This window comes from Rania fehmarnensis (genome assembly GCF_056494185.1).
Map to the genome: position 1 here is coordinate 4,549,915 of NZ_CM151398.1, position 16,880 is coordinate 4,566,794.

The following is a 16,880-nucleotide window of genomic DNA, read 5'->3' on the forward strand; positions in this document are numbered from 1 at the left end:
AGATTATTGACCGGTGCTGGCTTCGAGCCGATTGAAGTATTGATCCAGTCCAGCTCGAAATTCTTCTGGTAGCACACGTCCCGTTTCACCGGTGGCTTGTGAGACTTCGCGCATTTCGCGTTTCTCGTTTTTGTTTACGCCAGTTCCCAGCAGGGCCAAGGCGGAATCTTGGGTGGTACCAGTTCCGCCACCGCCAGGGCTGGTGCCGCCGCCGCCACCACCTTTGGGATTGATCCTTTTACATTGAAGTAACAACTCGATGGCTTCGGTTTCAATAGCGATGGCTTCTGGACCGGTCTCCGGCTTAGCCAACGTGAGCGTTGATTGATCCATCACCTGCGAGACGTCGCTGAGAAGTTTGATCTCTTTACCGAAACGTTTGTCGCCATCGGGTAGTTCTTGTATGGTAGTGACCACTTTGGTCGTGCGTTCGGACAGTTCGCCTTGCGTCTCACTCAACCGGGAACCTTCTTGGCTGTGTTGCTCCGGGCTGACTCCCGCTTTAGCTTGCTCCGCGACGCGCGTGGCTTCGCGGAGGTTTACTTCGCCTTCGAGAATGCGAAGTACTTCCAAGATCACCGAAGGCGGCAAGGCGTCGGAGGTCTTACAGCCAGGGCAACTTCCGCTGCAGGCGGGATCAACCAGGTCTTCAGCCCAACGATCCAAGTTGTCTGCCCAGTATTCAGCCTGCGCGATGGTCATGCCTTGCTGGCTATGAACATCGTCGGCCATTTGCCGCAAGGAGTTGGTGACATCCGACTGCCGCATGTCATCCAATACCAGTTTGAACTGATTCATCCGACGACGTTCAAAGTAGCTTTGCAGGTCGTCCATGATGTAGGCGACTTTCTGACTGCTGGCTTGTTCAACGTCGGAAACGTTTTGCAGTATCTCAGCCGCTTCGCCAGTAGCTGAATCTTTGCCAAACATGGCATCGATACGGTCGCTGATGCGCTCAGCCACCTGGTTCTGCTGGCGTGAAGCGGCCTTCAAACGTTTGACCAATGTACTGCCTTCCAGGTTAGCCAAAATCGTGTTCATTTCTTCGGCGATCTTATCGAACTCGGCCAACAGATCCTCTTGCTCATAGAGGGCCTTGTCCATATTGGAAGAGTCCTCTTCCGTGGCCGCTTCTTCGGGTTCATCTTGTTTGTCGCCAGGCTTGGCTGGCCCGGCCAGGGTTGTCTTGGGCAAGGTCAATCGGCTGCCACCATTCTTCTTCTTAGGCGCCTCGCCTTCATTGGCCTTGTTATCTGGAGGTTGTAACGAGGACTCGGTATCGCTGATTGTAGGCAGCGGAGCCTTGTTGATATTGGCAACCTTCTCAGGTGGTTTGCCTGCACCGCCAGCGGCACCGCGCTTCTGGCCGACGCTACGACCACTGGGCTTCGATTCACCGCTACCGGCGCGGGCCAACTTGCTATCTGCCGACGCTTTGCCCAACAGGTCCGAGACACTGGGCATGCGATTGGCCGAGATATCATTGAGAACTTGTTGCATCTCGGCCCAACGATCCAGGTGGCCTACACCAATTTCAGGATTGCGTGAGGCTTGACGCAACAACTGCTCGCCCAGCTTGGTTAGCGTTGACAGCTTTCGACCGTTGCTGGCTTCGGCAGCCGATTGAGCTCGCAGTTGTTTGCGCAGTTCTTCATCGGCCAGTTCTTCGGGGCTCATCTCCCGCAGGCGCTTATTGGTTTCATGCAATTGCATTTCGCGATCGCGAACATCCAGCGAAGCTCGGTGCCATTTGCTCAGTTGATCGGTAATCCAGATCGCATGTTCGTCGGCGGTGAGGACATAGAAGATGTGCGGTGGCGAGTAAACACGTTGGCGATCGGGCAAGTAATCCTCGGTCCACAAGCGCACTTCAATCGGCTGAGCTTCGATACCTAAGGCTTTAGCCGAAAACGTGGCCGCGCATTGCAATGAACTCTTGTCGGGTCCACCCAACGACAGCAGTTTCTCGCCCTCAGCCGGGTTGGCCAACCTGGTATCGAGCCCACGCCATACAATACCGACGCGTTTGACACCGAAGTCATCTGCGGCCAAAGCCGTAAAGTTCACCTGCTCTGTTTCCAACAACACAGCTTGACGCGGCAATTCTTGGGAAGCAACCGATGGTCGTTCATCTTGAACCGAGCGGAGCAATAGGTCGAATGGCTCGCGACCAGACAATCCATCCTTATCGCGCCAAGTCAACTGCATCGCGCTAGCCGGTTCGGCGATCGCAATTGTTTCGGATTGAAAAGATGCATCCTGAACTGGAACTGGAACTGCGTTAATGGCTGCGTCCTCCAAAGCACGAGAAGCTTCGGCTGCGACACGCGCCACGCTACCATCAACTGCACTCAATGTTCCCCCGCGGATGTCGCGACGAATCTCTTCGGGCAGTTGCAAATAGTCCGGCAGTTTCACCTGAGCGTTGGCCGCCACCAACTCAGGTCGTAGTTTGGGTTCAATACGAAACGTTTGCGCATAGTCGCCAACCAGCACCCGCGCTTGGACAGGCTCCATCTGCGGTGGCAATTCAAACTTATATTGACGCTCGCTATTTAGCTGGGCCTCGATCGTTGCTTGACCGGCGATTTCCAGTTTCGCCGTGGTAGGAGTCCAGCGGCTCGCCTGGTCGAGCCGAACCTGCATCGGCCAGCTCTCGCCGTGCGGCACAACGTGCAGCTCGCGTAGAGGTTCGATGGACGTGAAGGTGTAGCGCGGCGTATCACGCCACGGGGCTGACAAACGAGTCCAAGCGTTCTGAGTCGCTTCGGGTGTTATGAAGGCCAACACTACAGCGCTGACACAGCTAACAACAACCGCTGCTGTCCACAATCGCGCACGCGAGCGCGGAGCAGCCAGATTCAAGTTGCGTTGCCGAGCGGCCTCGGCCACTTGCTCGATGGCAGCCGCGCATAGCGAACGCGATCGAGCTTGCTCGGCATCGTTGTCCGCGAGTTCTATAACGCTCAACAGTTGGTCGCCGATCGATTCGCGCACTCGCAACAAGCGTGCCAACTGATCAAGTCGTCGATGACACCACACCCAGCGATATAGCGCCCAGGGAATGGCGATCCATGCAGCTAAGGTTCCGCAGAAGATAGCCAGGCGAATGATTTTGGGCGTATCCCAGAATCGATCCAGGGCGTACACAACCAGAAACGCTGTCAGCACTCCCGCGATGGCGAAAGCAGCCGATGCCAGCATCTGCGTCGACCACACGCGCCGCTGAAAATCTAAGAGTTGTTGCTTCAGCGATTCAGGAACATTCAGCCTGTGGCGATTCGGGACAGCACTCATCGCACCTACTCCTTCATACGAATGTCAATGAATCGACAATCCAAAACTCGTTAGCAGTGTCAAACGCTGGGCAACCGAGGCTAACGCCTGTGGTTTAGATTAGACCGATGACTTTGCGTAGAACCCAAAATGTACCTAACATTGCTATTAGCGTAACGGCTACCAGCGGGTGACTCCAGAGTTGAACACGTCGAATTTTGGGCTCGACGCCCGGTAAATCTTTGATAGCACGCAGAATTGCCTGCGAATCAGCGTTTTTGATGCTCATGGCTCGCGACACGCGGGCAATTTCATCCATAACTTCAGGACGCGCTGGTTTACCTATCTGCTCCATCGTCGCCCCTTGTACAAAAATCCGTGACTCCAACTGCGATCCGTTCTCTTTGCAACTGAGCAAGACCTGGTGTTGGCCGGGTTCAGTCGGACGAAACGTACCGGCAAAGGCTCCCCATTCGTCGTTGCGGTGAACGAGCGTGACGGTTTCAATGCGGCCTGATGGTGCAGCAATACGAGCCACAACCTCTCCACGACTCAGCGGTTCGCCGCTCTTCTCCATAGCATTGACGCTGAGCGATATTGTCTGACGAACTTGTGGCTGCTCGGGCGAGAAATAGAAACGCATCGATTCGCCTTTGGCCATGTTGCGCTGATAAGCCATCCAGCGCACGACTTGTCCCCAGAAACGATAGTGGTAGAGATCTTCGACTCCACGCCGCCAACGCCATGCGCCGTCGGTGCCCATGAAGAGTACCTTGCCCGCTCCGTAGGTCCGTGTTACCAGCAAAGGAATCCGTCCGTACTCATTGGCAGATTCTTGATGCACGCATAGAACATCTGTGCCAGCTTTGGCGCGAACTACGGGAGCATGCCATTGGAATCCAGGCAGATTTTCCCACACCTCCATGTTCTCATCCTGGGTGTCCGCCAACTTTGTCAGCAGACTGCGCCGCCCAAGTTCCGTCAAACCGAAATGGTTGGGAGTGCGCGAACCCCAACCAGTCGGTTGAGCCAAGTCCATGGTTACCGGCAGCAGTGGCTCCAGCGGCGAATCGAGCAGAGTTTGCCAGTTGCCTTGCGAGCCCGGTAGAAAGACTAGACCACTCGCCTGCTGTTCTACCAAACCTTTCAGCAGCCGACATTGTTCTTCCGTAAGTTGCTTAGGTCCAATGCCGACATCACCCAAGAAGATTACATCAAACTGCGACAGCTCTTCGAGCGCCTGCGGGAAGGCTTGGATGTAATCACGATTTCCGCCGCCAACTTTGCTGAGTTGTGGATGAAACAACAAGCATGATACTTCGACCCCAGGATCGCGCGACAAGGCGTTGCGAAGGTAGCGATACTCCCAACGCGGCACCGATTCGATTACCAACACGCGCAGCTTTTCTTCACGCACGGCGATAGGCGAGGTGCGCGCATTGTTATCCGTTAGACTTTCTTCCGGATGCGTCGGTATCTGAAGTGACAAAGTAAAGTCACCCACTTTTTCGGGCTTCCAGAGCAGTGTGTCGCTCGTACGTCCCATCGCAGCAACTTTCACTTCGTGAGTCAGCCTGGTTCCATCGGAACTGGTCAGCACCACCTGGGCCAGGTGATCGCGGGGCAACGAACTTTCGACTGTAAACGGAATGCGAACGCTCTTGTTGACTATGCCGAAGGTCGGCACATCAAAACTCAGCAGTTCAACATCGGGCAAGCGAGACTGGCTGCCAACCGGTACCGTAAAGATTGGAATTTGTTCCAAGCGAAAGCGCATGGCAGCTTCGACCGGTGGCAGACCACCATTCCAATCGCCATCGGAAGCTAACACGACGGCTCGCAGGTTGGGATGTTCTTCGCGGGCTTGATTAAGAGCCGCGTGGAGATCACTGCTATCCTCGTTGACTGCAAAGGGGCGAATGACAACCTTGACTTCTTCAGCCAGCGATTGCCAGGTGTTTTCTTGCATGAGCTGCGAGATCGCCTCGGAGCGACTCTGCCTGGCTTGACTGTCTTGCAGCAGTCCCACATCGCGGGTGGTCATGCTCTTGGACTGATCACCCAAGATGACAATCGCCGGTTGTTGAGTCGGCAAGAATTTAGCGACCGATTCAGGCTGATTTAGCAGTGCCACCGCAAACAGGACGATCGCAATACGCAAGGACTCAAGACCAAGTACCGATTTGCGATACCCGCTACGCCGCCAGGCAATCCAACTAATGACGCACACAACCGCTATGCTGAGCAGCGATAGCAGCAGAGTGAAGGTTGTCCATTGAAAGGTCAAACTATGCGTCATGTGGAAGGTGGTTACGAAAGCTACAAATGAATTATTAAGAAGTCCGTCCAGCAAAGTTCGTCAGGCTACTCGGTACGCTGGTTGGTACAGAGTTATTTGGTGCAGAGCCAACTGTCTTGCGTGGCATACACAGGGCTGCTTCGGCCAGCAAGGCAACGATCATGGCGAGCAGAAAGAATCGCCAAATTTCACTGACGATGCCCGCCAGGCTGCCCGCCTGGTCATCGACACGCGAAAAATCCAGGCCAGCAAATATGCGTTCCAATTGTTCGTCTTCGACGATTTCGCGTTGATCTTCGATGATCGAGCGATTGACGGCGAACAAGCGACCTTCATCCTCATAAACGCCGGCCACATACGCATATTCGCTCGATAGCGGGGCATCTTTGTTATTGCTGGTGGCCAGTAGTCGCCAGTTCTCTGATCGTTGTTCGATCTTGCCGGCTACGCGCTGAGTGGCATTGCCCAGTGCCAGCAACCCTTGTTCGATCGCGCGTTGAATAACGGCGTATAGCACTATGCCGTTACTGGCCAAAGACGAAGAATCGCTGACTGGTGACACGCAGCAGAAATAGACTCCACCTTTCGTTGTCGGCACTCGAGCCAGCAGCGGCTTGCCGCCGCTGAGCGTAGCCAACTGGGAGTATTCGCCTTCGAGCGTTGCAAAACTGCGGATCTCGAGTTGTCCAACTGGCAAGCCACCGCCACTGCGTGTAACTGCCAACAAATCTTGATCACCGCGCCAGTTTTCAACCAAGGCACTGCGCTGCGCGGCTTCAGCGTCTGGAGTTGGTTCTTCCAAACTCTGGCGAGTTCGGCTACCGGCGTCGGTGTTGGTTGGTTCTTCCAAACTCTGGCGAGTTCGGCTACTGGGGTCGGTGTTGGTTGGATCTTCCAAACTCTGGCGAGTTCGGCTACTGGGTTCTGAGGCAGAGGTCCAGCCGCTCCAGCGCACGCCTTGAAACTGAGTATCGCTGCCTCCGAGGCCACTGGTGACTTCGGTCGGTGGAAAGAACAAGACTTGACCACCTCGGCCCACATACTCCATCAGCGCCGCTGCCAACTCGGATTGCGGCAAAGGCGTTTGCCAAATCACGAGGGCAGCATCGTCCAGCGCCAGTGACTGCAGCTGGTCCGGTTCAATGACATCCACCTTGGCTGTAGTCGATCCATCCGGGGCTATCGAGGCGGCGATCTCTAGAGGGCGGGTCGCTTCGCGGTCGTCAGTAACGAGCACAATCTTGCGAACGTCGTCTTGGTTGTACACAAAATAGAAATCGTTATCCGCGGCGTTTTGATCGGCGGGCAACGAGACTTTGCCCCAACCCTTCTGTTGTTGAGGAGAGACGGGCACGCGATGATTGCGAATTTCGACTTCGCGACCAGTGAGCTCGACGGTTAATTCACTGCGAGCGCCATCGATTTCAATTTGAATGGGAACCGCGCGCTTGGACGCAGACTCTGCATCGGCCACAGCTTGCGAAACTTTCATCGAAATTGCGACGGTCTCACCTGCGGCGCTTGATTCACGATGCACTTCTGAGACACGAATCGATAAATTGTTCGCCGATACTTGGGGATACGCCAACAAATGGATACGCACGGACTGCGGAAAGCTCAGCAGGGCTTCGCGCACAACATTCCAGTGGCTGCTATCGGGTTGCCAATCCGAACTTCGCAGATCCGAACAGATCCATACATCAGTTGGTCCAGGTTTATTCGAATTCAAGTAGTCAACTACTGCTTGCAGCATCTGCGATTGATCCGCTGTTGCACTGGAACCGCGCATGCTTGGCGAATCGACCAAGGTTTCGAGCGAAGCAAAGGTTTGCGGCTCGGTTTGATGGCTGTCGATCAAAACCCATTGGGATCCGCCCAATGTCTGCAGAGCTTGCGTGAGTTGTTGACGACCGGTTTCCAGTTTCGATGGTCCCGAGCTACCTTGCTCTTGCATGCTGGGCGATCGATCGAGCAAGATCAAAGTCGTATCGGTTTTGCTACCACCGACCAGGCCGAAAAAGCCGCTGGCCAGCGGTCGACTGACGGCCAAGATTAAACCGGCTACCGCCAACGTGCGCATGGCCAAGATCAACCATTGCCGCAGCCGCGCGTAACCGCGGTTCATGCGGTTGGCAGCCAGCAAGAACATCATGGCGCCCCAACGCTTGGTCTGATATCGCCATTGATTGAGCAAGTGAATAATGATCGGCAGCGCGACTAGCGGAATGGCCCATAACATCCAAGGTTGTAGGAAACTCATCGCGCCGTCCGCCCCCTAGCTCGCTCAACCAGAAAATCCGACAACTCGAGTTCATAAGGACGCTGGATCGAGATACGCCGGTAGTCGACCGACGTCTCCAAGACAATCTTCTTGAGAATCGTTAAGTAGTTCTTTAGTGCATCGTGATAGCGACCAGCGATTTCAGTGGGCTCAGCAAAGAGGGCCGTTCCGCCTTCCATGTCGAGAAAACGGGTGGGACGCTGGAAGGCAAAATTAAGCTCTTCTGGATCAAGCAGATGAAACGCGGAAACATCATGCTTGCGAAACCGCAGATGCTCAAAGCAATCGCGCAGAATCACCGGGTCTATAAATAAGTCTGATAAAATGATGATCAGCGCGCGCTGACGCACGGTTTCGGCCAGTTCGTGCAAGATCTTGGCAAGCTGTGTATCGCCGCGAGCCGTCGTTTTTTCCAGCGTATCGAACAGCGTCGTCAAATGCGCAGGATTGCGTTTGGGCGGTATGTTATGGACGATGCGCTCAGCCACACATGCCAGTCCGACCGCGTCGCCTTGTTGAATACCCAGGTAGCCCAGCGTGGCTGCGATACGCTGCGCATACTCGAGCTTGGTTGTGCCTACTGAGCCAAAATCCATCGAGCCACTGGTATCGACGACCAGCACCATGCGCAAGTTCGTATCCGCTTCGAACTCTTTTACATAGAAGCGATCGGTTCGGCCATAGACCCGCCAATCCAAACGCCGCAGATCGTCGCCTGGAACATACTTGCGATACTCGGCAAACTCGACACTCGCGCCGCGATGCGGGCTGGCATGCCGGCCCGAGACATTGCCCAGCATGGCTCGACGCGCCGCTAGCGGCAGGGCGCTCAAGCGTGCGACTACTTTAGGATCGAGAAAGCTGCGTGGCGGACGTTCATTATGCATCTGCGTATTCGCTGATCAGCCGCTTGATGATGTCCTTGGCCGTAACCTGTTCGGCTTGCGCCGCGAAAGTTGTAATGATACGGTGCGTCAAGACTGGCGCAGCGACATGTTTGATATCTTCGATGCGGACCATATAGCTACCTTGCAAAGCGGCCCGCGCTTTGGCACCAAGAATGAGATTCTGTACCGCGCGTGGCCCGGCTCCCCAGGCCACCAGTGGCTTGAGCCACTCAGGTGTCGTACTGCCGCTAGGTCGCGTCTTGCGTACCAGTCGCGCCGCATACTCATAGATATGATCCGGTACCGGCACGCGGCGAACGAGGTTTTGATGATCAATGATCTGCTCGGCCGTCATCAGTGCGTTCAGCTCGTGCAGGTCATCACCGGTAGTGGTTCGCGCAATCTGAATCTCTTCAGCTTCGCTGGGATAATCCAGTTCTATCAGCGACATAAAGCGATCGAGCTGCGCTTCGGGTAAGGGATAAGTACCTTCCTGCTCAACTGGATTTTGCGTTGCCAAGACCATAAAAGGCGCTTCCAGTTTAAAGGACTTACCGAGTACCGTTACTCGCTGTTCCTGCATGGCTTCCAACATGGCGGCTTGCGTCTTAGGTGGAGCGCGATTGATTTCATCAGCCAGAATGATGTTGGCAAAGACAGGCCCGTGGGCAAACTGAAACTCGCGCCGACCAATATCATTTTCCTGCAAGATATCGGTGCCTGTTATATCCATAGGCATCAAGTCGGGCGTGAATTGTATACGACTAAACTTCAGTGATAAAGTTTCCGCCAACTTGCTAACCAGCAATGTCTTAGCCAGTCCCGGCACACCCATCAACAGCGCATGGCGTCGGGCGAATAAGCATATAGCCAACTGTTCTATAACTTCGCGTTGACCAACAATAACGCGTCCAAGTTCTTGAGTCAGCCGTTGATAGGCATCCCTGAGTCGATCGATGGCTTGCACATCATCATCATTCAAACGCGCCACCGGATTGCTAACGGTTTGACTCATGCTGTGTCCTAAGAAGAATTCGACAGAGGGGCTGTGCGAAGGCTTTATTGTATCTTGCTCCAAACCTCGTGCACAGACTCTGCCTTTTCGTCCTTTCGAGGCCAACGCAGGGGAGGGCGAATGCGCCTGCTGAGCCAAACACCGCCTGGGATTACGGACATAGTTCCGGGGGTACGTGGTGGTGGCAGGACCCGCGGTGGATGGTGCCAGCCGAGAGGGGCTCCGGGACTTTGTCCGTGGTTCTTTGCGGTGTTGGGCTCAGGAGGACCTTCGCCCTCCCGGGAACGCGCAAGGGCTCGCCTGGAATCCGACAGGCAAATATGTTACCATTTCTTAATACTATTTTGAGTGTTTTGGTGTCGAAGGAGGTGGATCATGACAGAAGGCGTGGCCTGGTCCGAAGCTCGCTATGCGCATTATGAGTTTGACGTAGAGATCGCGGCCTCACGGGAGCGCACGTGGCAGGCCTTAACCGAACAGGTGGATCAATGGTGGTTGCCAAGCTTTCGTATGCTCGGCGAAGCTTCTACGATTCACTTCGAACCCAGAGCGGGTGGCCGCTTGTTTGAATGTTCCGCGGGAACCGAGTTGCTGTGGTATACGGTGATTTCGATCACGCCCAACAATTCACTCGAACTGGCCGGTCATTGCAGCGTTAAATATGGCGGCGCAGCTTCGACCCTGTTATCGCTCGAGCTGAACTCGCTCGAGAGCGAACTGACCGAGATCAAAGTTTCGGATTGTTTGTTTGGTCGAGTCACTGACGGGCTGGCGCGTTCGCTGAAGTCGGGCTGGATTGAGCAGTTCACAGATGGACTACAGCGATTTCTAGATCATGTTCCTAAGGGCGTCTGAATTTGAGTTCGTAGCCAACGCTGCCAAGCGGTGGACATCAAGCATTTTGTTGGCAATGACTTCGAGGCTGTCGGGGTAACGCGTCCACCGTCTGGCAACGGTGGCTACGGCTGAGCCAGATTGGCTGCGTAGAAAAAAATAAGGGCCGTTTGCACGGGGCTTAACTGCGCAAACGGCCCTATCGATTCACCGCCCATCGGGAGGGGCACCGCTTGGCGGTGGTACTAAGTATATCGACAATGGAAGCCCAAAACTGTGGTAACAAAAAAAAAACGCCAACGATTGCGGTCGGACGCTATCATTGGCGTTCGCGTGCAAATTAAGCCCCTCAGCAATTGCACGCTACTATGGTTATCGACGCCCCTACAGTTTCACTGAAACGTCTCCAACGCTTTTGGCGAAACCTCGCCAGAATTTACAATAAGCGCCTGGATAGACCAATGATTCCAGGCGCGCCAGTCGGTTATGCTGACGCCTCGCCCCACGCCTCCCACAGAAAGCACTAGATCATGCTGCGCGCACTTAAGCACCACCTACTGGCGACCCTGATCACCTCAACTGCCTTACTGTCGCCCCTTCAACTCAATACTATCCGTGCACAGGAAGCCGCAGCTGCCACATCCGACGCAACGCATTCTGCTATCACTCAGGCAATGCAAGCATTCGTCGACTCAAAAGAGATCGCCGGCGCGGTCACGATCGTTGTGACGCCAGACGCCGTGTTGGATACTTCCTTCGTTGGCCATCAGGACATTGCTAGCAAATTGGCGATGAAACCCGACAGTATTTTCTGGATTGCCTCCATGACCAAGCCCATTACGGGCGTCGCCGTTATGATGCTCGAAGAGGAAGGCAAGCTAAACTTGGACGATTCGGTCGCCAAGTTCTTGCCGGAGTTCAAGGAACTGAAGAACGCCGATGGTCAGAGCGTCGAGGTGACGCTCAAACAACTGCTGACGCATTCGGCTGGCCTGAGCGAACTTAACGGTCGAGAGGCAGGACCGTTAAAGACTCTCGCGGAATTAACCGCGATCGTTGCCAAGAAACCGGTACAGTTTCCGGCTGGTTCCAAATGGCAGTACTCGCAAACAGCCATCAATACCGCTGCTCGCGTCGTTGAAGTCGTATCTGGCAAGTCGTTTCCGGAGTTCATCAGCGAGCGCATCTTTGCGCCACTGGGAATGATCGACACGACTTTCTACCTGACCGAAGAACAACTGCCGCGACTAGCCACATCATACCGCCGAACCGACGCGGGTGAGTTGGAAGTAGCGGCCAACATTATTTTGGGCGGCAAGTCGCCCACTACCACCGATCGCGTCCCCTTGGCTAACGGTGGATTGTTTTCAACAGCCGGTGACTATGCCAAGTTTTGCCAAATGTTATTGGGTGATGGCTCATTCAAAGGCCAGCGACTGCTCAAGCCGGAGACCGTCAAACGATTTTCCTCCGTACACAGCGGTGAACTGAAGACTGGGTTTACGCCGGGCAACGGTTGGGGCGTGGGTTGCTGTATCATTCGTGAACCGCAGGGCGTTACCGAACATCTCTCGGCAGGCAGCTACGGACACGGCGGAGCATACGGCACGCAAGCTTGGATCGATCCCGTTCGCAAGCGTGCCTACATCTTGATGGTCCAACGCGCCAACTTCCCGAACGCCGACGCCTCACCAGTCCGCGCCGCCTTTCAAGCTGCGGCCAAGTAGCGCTGTCACAGTAGCCGAAGTCGCCAGACTTTGGACGCTTCACGATAACCTTGGGGTGGCACTGGCTGTGCGCAGCATTGCCAGTGCATGGAACGAAGTGGTGCGCTTGGCCAGCCAGCTTGAGCAGCCAATGTGAGCGAAGTTGTGCTCGCACCTCTGCAGGACACTACTGTGACCCGAATTGGTCTTTTGTGAATGAACCACCGCTGGATGCTCACCAGTTCAGCAAACGAGGCTAACGCCGGCTAACGCCTACGGCTTAGCCTTGGTCTAAGCAACCGAAAGAGCGAATATCAAACGCTTCGTTTTGAGCACTGGCAATGCTGCGCATAGCCAGTGCCACCCAGAACTGCATGTAGCCGATCTCGCCAGAGATTGGAAATTGATCGGTGGCGCGTCCAAAGTCTGGCGACTTCGGCTACAGGTTACATAAGGCCATAGGGTGGCACTGGCAATGCTGCGCATGGCCAGTGCCACCCAGAACCTCTAATGCCATGCAATTGCACAACTTACCAGTTGGACGTGTCACCAATCTACTTCCAATCTCTGGCGAGATCGGCTACAGCAGACTGGGAGGTGACCATAAATGCTTTCCATTGCACTTCGATCAATTCTCAACAGCCATCGCAACAATTCTGCCAGCATCTCGATTGGCTTGAGCGCCAAGCATGTCAAAGTTGCCAGTCCAGTTCGACGTCGACAGTACTCTGCCAACGGTGGGCAATAATGATCATAGCGCGAACGAATCTGATAATGGATACGCGGCGCCGCGGCTCGCAATACTAATTCACAGAACTTCAAGCGACGGATGCACATCGTGATTTGGCCGCGCTCACGGGCACCCGTCAAAATAGGATGCGCGTAAGCTGCTGCGTTGGCCAGGTAACAATTGGGATCGGTCGTGGGTAGCTTGGTGTAGTCGTCCAGCATCATCAATATGGAATAACGTAAGCCTGCAATCCAAAGTCCTAGCCAACCGATCAATATCGCCAGCCAGCTGAACATCCGAGGATTGGCGTCGGGTGATGGAGTGCGAGAGATTTTGACGGCAGCGTATACATACGCAATTACGTTCATGCCCGGAGTGGCCAGCATGATTGGAATCGTCAACCCAAATAGCGATTCCAATATAGGGCTACCAAACAACCGGACCACGACGACGACAGTGGCTACAATGGTCATCAAAAGCAATACATGCCAAATATGGAACTGACGCCGCAAGCGAAAAAAAGGGCTGGCGATCCACAAAGCGAAACGCCATGCGGGCCATACGATCACCGTCATTAACAACATGGCAAAATGATAAATGATCAGTAGCCATACAAAGTACTGAATAGACAACACCACGCCGGTGTACACGCCAACTCGAATCAAGAGTTTTTCACCAGTTCGCGGGGCGATCGCCCAGGTGGTCACACAGGTCATGGCATAGACTATCCCCACGGCGAAGACCAACCAGTTTCTGGGCATCAACAACAATGCCACGTAATCTTGCACGCGCCCCGACTGCCAAGGTTGGTCGGGCACCGGCGTAAGGCCATTAAGCGACATGCCTAGCAGAATCGAAGGCAGCAGCACTCCATGCACCACGACCGTCACGCGCATGGACATAGAAGGTCCACTTGGTCGTCTGGAAACTTCTTCAAGTGCAGTTGGACTGTGAGCAGTACTTTCCACCGTTACAACTCCCTGTAACAACCACGCTCGCGCGGGGGAAACCGACGGCGAGGTTGCTCACGATAGAAAGCTACTCGCGAATCTTGTGCAAAAAACTTTTGTCATTGTGTCCGAATCATGAGCAATTTCAATCGATGGGCATAGTCATATAAAGCGATCCGCCGCCTGCGGCATCCGCGGGATAGACAGCTTGCCTAAACCCGAACCGCTCGTAAATCGCCCGAGCTTGCACGTTGCTTTGTTGGACTTCCAGAGTTATCCGGCAACAACCGGTGGCCCTGGCATGTGAAGCGACCGCGTCAAACAACTCTCGTCCAATACCGCAGCCGCGAAACTTGGGCACTACATAATAGTCGCTAATATTAATTAGCGGTCGAGCAGCGAAGGTGGAAAAGCCTCGAAAACACACGGCGATACCACATGCCTGGCCCCGAACTAGAGCCAGGAAGATGAGGGTCGTGGGATGCGACTGCAGTCCGGCGATTAAGTTCTGCCTGGCGAAACTAGAAAGCGGCTGCGCATCTCCCATCGGATCCGCAGCATATTCGTCGAGCATAGCGACGACATGCAGTTGATGCTGGAAATCACTTAAATCAGCTCGTGTAATTTCAAGATGGTTCATGAACCAATCACTATGATGAGTCCCGTATCAACGATGTGCCGCTTCGCGTTCCATTTTATACCAGCGAAAAATCATTGGTACATAGACCGTGGCTGCCACCAAATGCCCCAAGGCTCCAATGGGTAAAGACAAGATCATGAAGTCGACTCGCCACTGGTAGAATGCAATTGTCCAAACTATCCACAGCATCGCCCCAATACATGCCTGAGGTAGCGCGCGTTCTAAACTCCGATACAAATTGTGTTGCCAGCGCTGGAGCGGAGCACGTCGTCCTAACATTGCGTGGATCACGCGTACAACGCTCTCGCACAGTACCAACCCCCAGTACCAAATGGCTAGCAAGCCTCCGATCAGTGCCAATCCATTGAGGATCTGAAAAACGATCACGATATCCGCGGGCAACCCGCTCATACCTACGCGAGCATTGAAGTGGACGAGGTTGAATATGGCTGGCCCCGCAAGAATCAACAGCAAACGTCGAATATCGCGCTGCGCCGTCTCGCGCGGTATGTGAGGGCAGTCGAGCGATTTCAAATCGGCATGTGGTGACTCATAGGGGTTCATCGTGTTCAGCGAATATCTTGTCCGTCAATCATCAAGCCTATGCCTTGTTGGAATCCTTGCGAATAGAAAAAGCCACCATGGTGCGGCCCCTTTCTGCTGAAAATGGTCTTGTGTTCCAATTCGGGACCCGCAAGCCAAGGTACTGCCTGATCAATCGGAGAATCAGCGATACCAGCTATATCTTTCGATCTGTTGAATGTAACTAACGTATAGTGTCCACGTGAGATATTGTCCGGGTCGGTAGACTCTAGGGCCGTCGATCTTGGGCAACGGAAAATCGCCGGTGGAGTAAAAAGTTCCCGCCCAGTGTCGCTCAAGTCGGAACCAACGGAAACAGTTGCATGCAGATTTTGTTGTTCGACGAATGGCAAAATGTCTACGATCCATCCACCAACCTTACCAGGTCGGTACATGCGTGGGCGCTTCTTGGTGGTCTCCAGAAAATTAGCCACTGCCAGGTTCAATTGATGAATATTGTTCTTGCATACCGTTTCCCGCGCACGTTCGCGTACTGACTGAACTGCTGGAACCAGCAAAGCCAGCACGACGCCGATGATGCCTAGTACGACCAATAACTCTACCAAGGAGACACCTGGCTGCTTGGACATACACCACTTCTTGTCGATAAAAGCTAAGTTAAGAACGCAATGCCCTTGGGCAACTGTGATGGGAATGACCTCAATCTTCGTCGCGAGCCGACGGGGCACTTGCGCGTTGAATCGAAATCCATGCCAGCCCAATCAGTACGCCACCAAGCGCGGCAGCTAATAATGAGCGATTCTCGAGCACGCTCGCTACACCGGCCAGGTCCAGGTTGGCTTGGCCTCCGAATGCACCGTACAGGAGTATAGGAACCATTGAGGCTCCCATGAAAGTACCTGTCCCTGAAAGATGAGCCATTTGGTAGACGCAGTAGAATCCAAAAATCGCCAGGACGATCAGCGCAGTGGCGGGCAAGAACAGCGACATGGCCAAAAGCTTTTTCATGACCCGCCCCTTTCACCCCTTAGATAAATCCAGCGCGGCAAACAGCCGCGTCATCATTCACATCGCGGAACTTCGCGGAACTTCGCGGGACGGTAAACTTGCGCTGCGGCCCACGCCTAGCAGACTAGCCGAACCGGTCTCCAGCAGCAAAAATCTACGCAAGATGCTCAGCATACCTGCGAAAACTCCGATCGTGGCTCCGGCATAACTGCAATTATGCATGGCGCCCGCGCGCAGAAAAGCTGCTGGATCGCCAATCCTCTGACCTCGAACCCACAATTCCTCGGTTCCAATGGTCGAAATCAACATAAACGATGCGCCTAGTCCCACGAGCCCAAACAGGACCGTCGTCAGGAGCACGACAACAAAAGCGCGCAGGGTTGTGAGGACGAATTGCTGCGTGTCGCGAACAATCAGGCCAAAGGGAATTAAAAACATGCCGATGGCAATGCCCATCCACCAAGATGCCTGCCAACCGACCACGGCTACGCCCAATCGACTGGGTAAAGACGGATCAATTCCGAACTGAGCAAACTTGAGCTTAGTGAAGTACTCGGGCGACAGCGAATAGGAGAGTTGATTATGTAACGCTCCATACCCGCCACAGAGCACGCAAGCCAGGACAAACAACAAGGGCACCATCGACAGGCGTCTCATGTGCAAATCCGCACTAAGACCCAGCACCACCGTAAACAATCATCAGCGAGACTC

The 16,880-nt window shown here is 54.3% G+C and carries 13 protein-coding genes; 2 read left to right on the top strand and 11 right to left on the bottom strand.

The genetic code is table 11. The features are described 5' to 3' along the window. Positions 1 to 3 precede the first annotated feature (3 nt). From SH573x_RS15625 to SH573x_RS15645, 5 genes are all read right to left on the bottom strand, one after another. The gene (locus tag SH573x_RS15625) at positions 4 to 3,297 is read right to left on the bottom strand and encodes a hypothetical protein (RefSeq protein WP_479356512.1); all 3,294 of its coding nucleotides are present in this window, start codon (positions 3,295 to 3,297) and stop codon (positions 4 to 6) included. Positions 3,298 to 3,391: 94 nt separating this feature from the next. Next, positions 3,392 to 5,575: a hypothetical protein gene (locus SH573x_RS15630; RefSeq protein WP_479356514.1), complete on the bottom strand. Its 2,184-nt coding sequence runs from the start codon at positions 5,573 to 5,575 to the stop codon at positions 3,392 to 3,394. Positions 5,576 to 5,609: 34 nt separating this feature from the next. Then, positions 5,610 to 7,835, bottom strand: a complete 2,226-nt coding sequence (locus tag SH573x_RS15635) for a BatA domain-containing protein (RefSeq protein WP_479356516.1) — start codon at positions 7,833 to 7,835, stop codon at positions 5,610 to 5,612. Continuing rightward, the gene (locus SH573x_RS15640) at positions 7,832 to 8,743 is read right to left on the bottom strand and encodes a DUF58 domain-containing protein (RefSeq protein ID WP_479356517.1); all 912 of its coding nucleotides are present in this window, start codon (positions 8,741 to 8,743) and stop codon (positions 7,832 to 7,834) included. The genes SH573x_RS15635 and SH573x_RS15640 overlap by 4 nt, the downstream gene beginning before the upstream one ends. Then, positions 8,736 to 9,758, bottom strand: a complete 1,023-nt coding sequence (locus SH573x_RS15645; RefSeq protein WP_479356518.1) for an AAA family ATPase — start codon at positions 9,756 to 9,758, stop codon at positions 8,736 to 8,738. The genes SH573x_RS15640 and SH573x_RS15645 overlap by 8 nt, the downstream gene beginning before the upstream one ends. 375 nt (positions 9,759 to 10,133) lie before the next feature. Here SH573x_RS15645 and SH573x_RS15650 point away from each other — a divergent pair, with 375 nt between their 5' ends. Further along, positions 10,134 to 10,613, top strand: a complete 480-nt coding sequence (locus tag SH573x_RS15650; RefSeq protein ID WP_479356519.1) for an SRPBCC domain-containing protein — start codon at positions 10,134 to 10,136, stop codon at positions 10,611 to 10,613. A gap of 509 nt (positions 10,614 to 11,122) precedes the next feature. Next, entirely contained in the window at positions 11,123 to 12,319 is a 1,197-nt protein-coding gene (locus SH573x_RS15655) for a serine hydrolase domain-containing protein (protein WP_479356521.1), read from the top strand. A gap of 525 nt (positions 12,320 to 12,844) precedes the next feature. Here the strand turns inward: SH573x_RS15655 and SH573x_RS15660 are convergent. The 6 genes from SH573x_RS15660 to SH573x_RS15685 form a co-directional block, all read right to left on the bottom strand. Continuing rightward, positions 12,845 to 13,930, bottom strand: a complete 1,086-nt coding sequence (locus SH573x_RS15660) for a DUF6688 family protein (protein WP_479356522.1) — start codon at positions 13,928 to 13,930, stop codon at positions 12,845 to 12,847. A gap of 193 nt (positions 13,931 to 14,123) precedes the next feature. Continuing rightward, positions 14,124 to 14,618: a GNAT family N-acetyltransferase gene (locus SH573x_RS15665; RefSeq protein WP_479356524.1), complete on the bottom strand. Its 495-nt coding sequence runs from the start codon at positions 14,616 to 14,618 to the stop codon at positions 14,124 to 14,126. A gap of 27 nt (positions 14,619 to 14,645) precedes the next feature. Then, positions 14,646 to 15,182, bottom strand: coding sequence for a hypothetical protein (locus SH573x_RS15670; protein ID WP_479356526.1), 537 nt, complete (start codon positions 15,180 to 15,182; stop codon positions 14,646 to 14,648). Positions 15,183 to 15,187: 5 nt separating this feature from the next. Next, the gene (locus SH573x_RS15675) at positions 15,188 to 15,790 is read right to left on the bottom strand and encodes a DUF1559 family PulG-like putative transporter (RefSeq protein ID WP_479356528.1); all 603 of its coding nucleotides are present in this window, start codon (positions 15,788 to 15,790) and stop codon (positions 15,188 to 15,190) included. Between the two features lie 70 nt (positions 15,791 to 15,860). Beyond that, positions 15,861 to 16,169, bottom strand: coding sequence for a hypothetical protein (locus SH573x_RS15680; RefSeq protein ID WP_479356530.1), 309 nt, complete (start codon positions 16,167 to 16,169; stop codon positions 15,861 to 15,863). A gap of 57 nt (positions 16,170 to 16,226) precedes the next feature. Beyond that, a complete protein-coding gene (locus tag SH573x_RS15685; RefSeq protein ID WP_479356531.1) occupies positions 16,227 to 16,826 on the bottom strand; it encodes a hypothetical protein in 600 nt (199 codons plus the stop codon). Positions 16,827 to 16,880 lie beyond the last annotated feature (54 nt).

Excerpts from the sequence above, each read along its gene's own strand:
- SH573x_RS15650 (WP_479356519.1), top strand. The coding sequence starts at position 10,134 with ATGACAGAAGGCGTGGCCTGGTCCGAAGCTCGCTATGCGCATTATGAG.
- SH573x_RS15660 (WP_479356522.1), bottom strand. The coding sequence starts at position 13,930 with ATGTCCATGCGCGTGACGGTCGTGGTGCATGGAGTGCTGCTGCCTTCG.
- SH573x_RS15645 (WP_479356518.1), bottom strand. The coding sequence starts at position 9,758 with ATGAGTCAAACCGTTAGCAATCCGGTGGCGCGTTTGAATGATGATGAT.
- SH573x_RS15680 (WP_479356530.1), bottom strand. The coding sequence starts at position 16,169 with ATGAAAAAGCTTTTGGCCATGTCGCTGTTCTTGCCCGCCACTGCGCTG.
- SH573x_RS15670 (WP_479356526.1), bottom strand. The coding sequence starts at position 15,182 with ATGAACCCCTATGAGTCACCACATGCCGATTTGAAATCGCTCGACTGC.
- SH573x_RS15625 (WP_479356512.1), bottom strand. The coding sequence starts at position 3,297 with ATGAGTGCTGTCCCGAATCGCCACAGGCTGAATGTTCCTGAATCGCTG.
- SH573x_RS15640 (WP_479356517.1), bottom strand. The coding sequence starts at position 8,743 with ATGCATAATGAACGTCCGCCACGCAGCTTTCTCGATCCTAAAGTAGTC.
- SH573x_RS15665 (WP_479356524.1), bottom strand. The coding sequence starts at position 14,618 with ATGAACCATCTTGAAATTACACGAGCTGATTTAAGTGATTTCCAGCAT.
- SH573x_RS15655 (WP_479356521.1), top strand. The coding sequence starts at position 11,123 with ATGCTGCGCGCACTTAAGCACCACCTACTGGCGACCCTGATCACCTCA.
- SH573x_RS15675 (WP_479356528.1), bottom strand. The coding sequence starts at position 15,790 with ATGTCCAAGCAGCCAGGTGTCTCCTTGGTAGAGTTATTGGTCGTACTA.
- SH573x_RS15685 (WP_479356531.1), bottom strand. The coding sequence starts at position 16,826 with ATGAGACGCCTGTCGATGGTGCCCTTGTTGTTTGTCCTGGCTTGCGTG.
- SH573x_RS15635 (WP_479356516.1), bottom strand. The coding sequence starts at position 7,835 with ATGAGTTTCCTACAACCTTGGATGTTATGGGCCATTCCGCTAGTCGCG.
- SH573x_RS15630 (WP_479356514.1), bottom strand. The coding sequence starts at position 5,575 with ATGACGCATAGTTTGACCTTTCAATGGACAACCTTCACTCTGCTGCTA.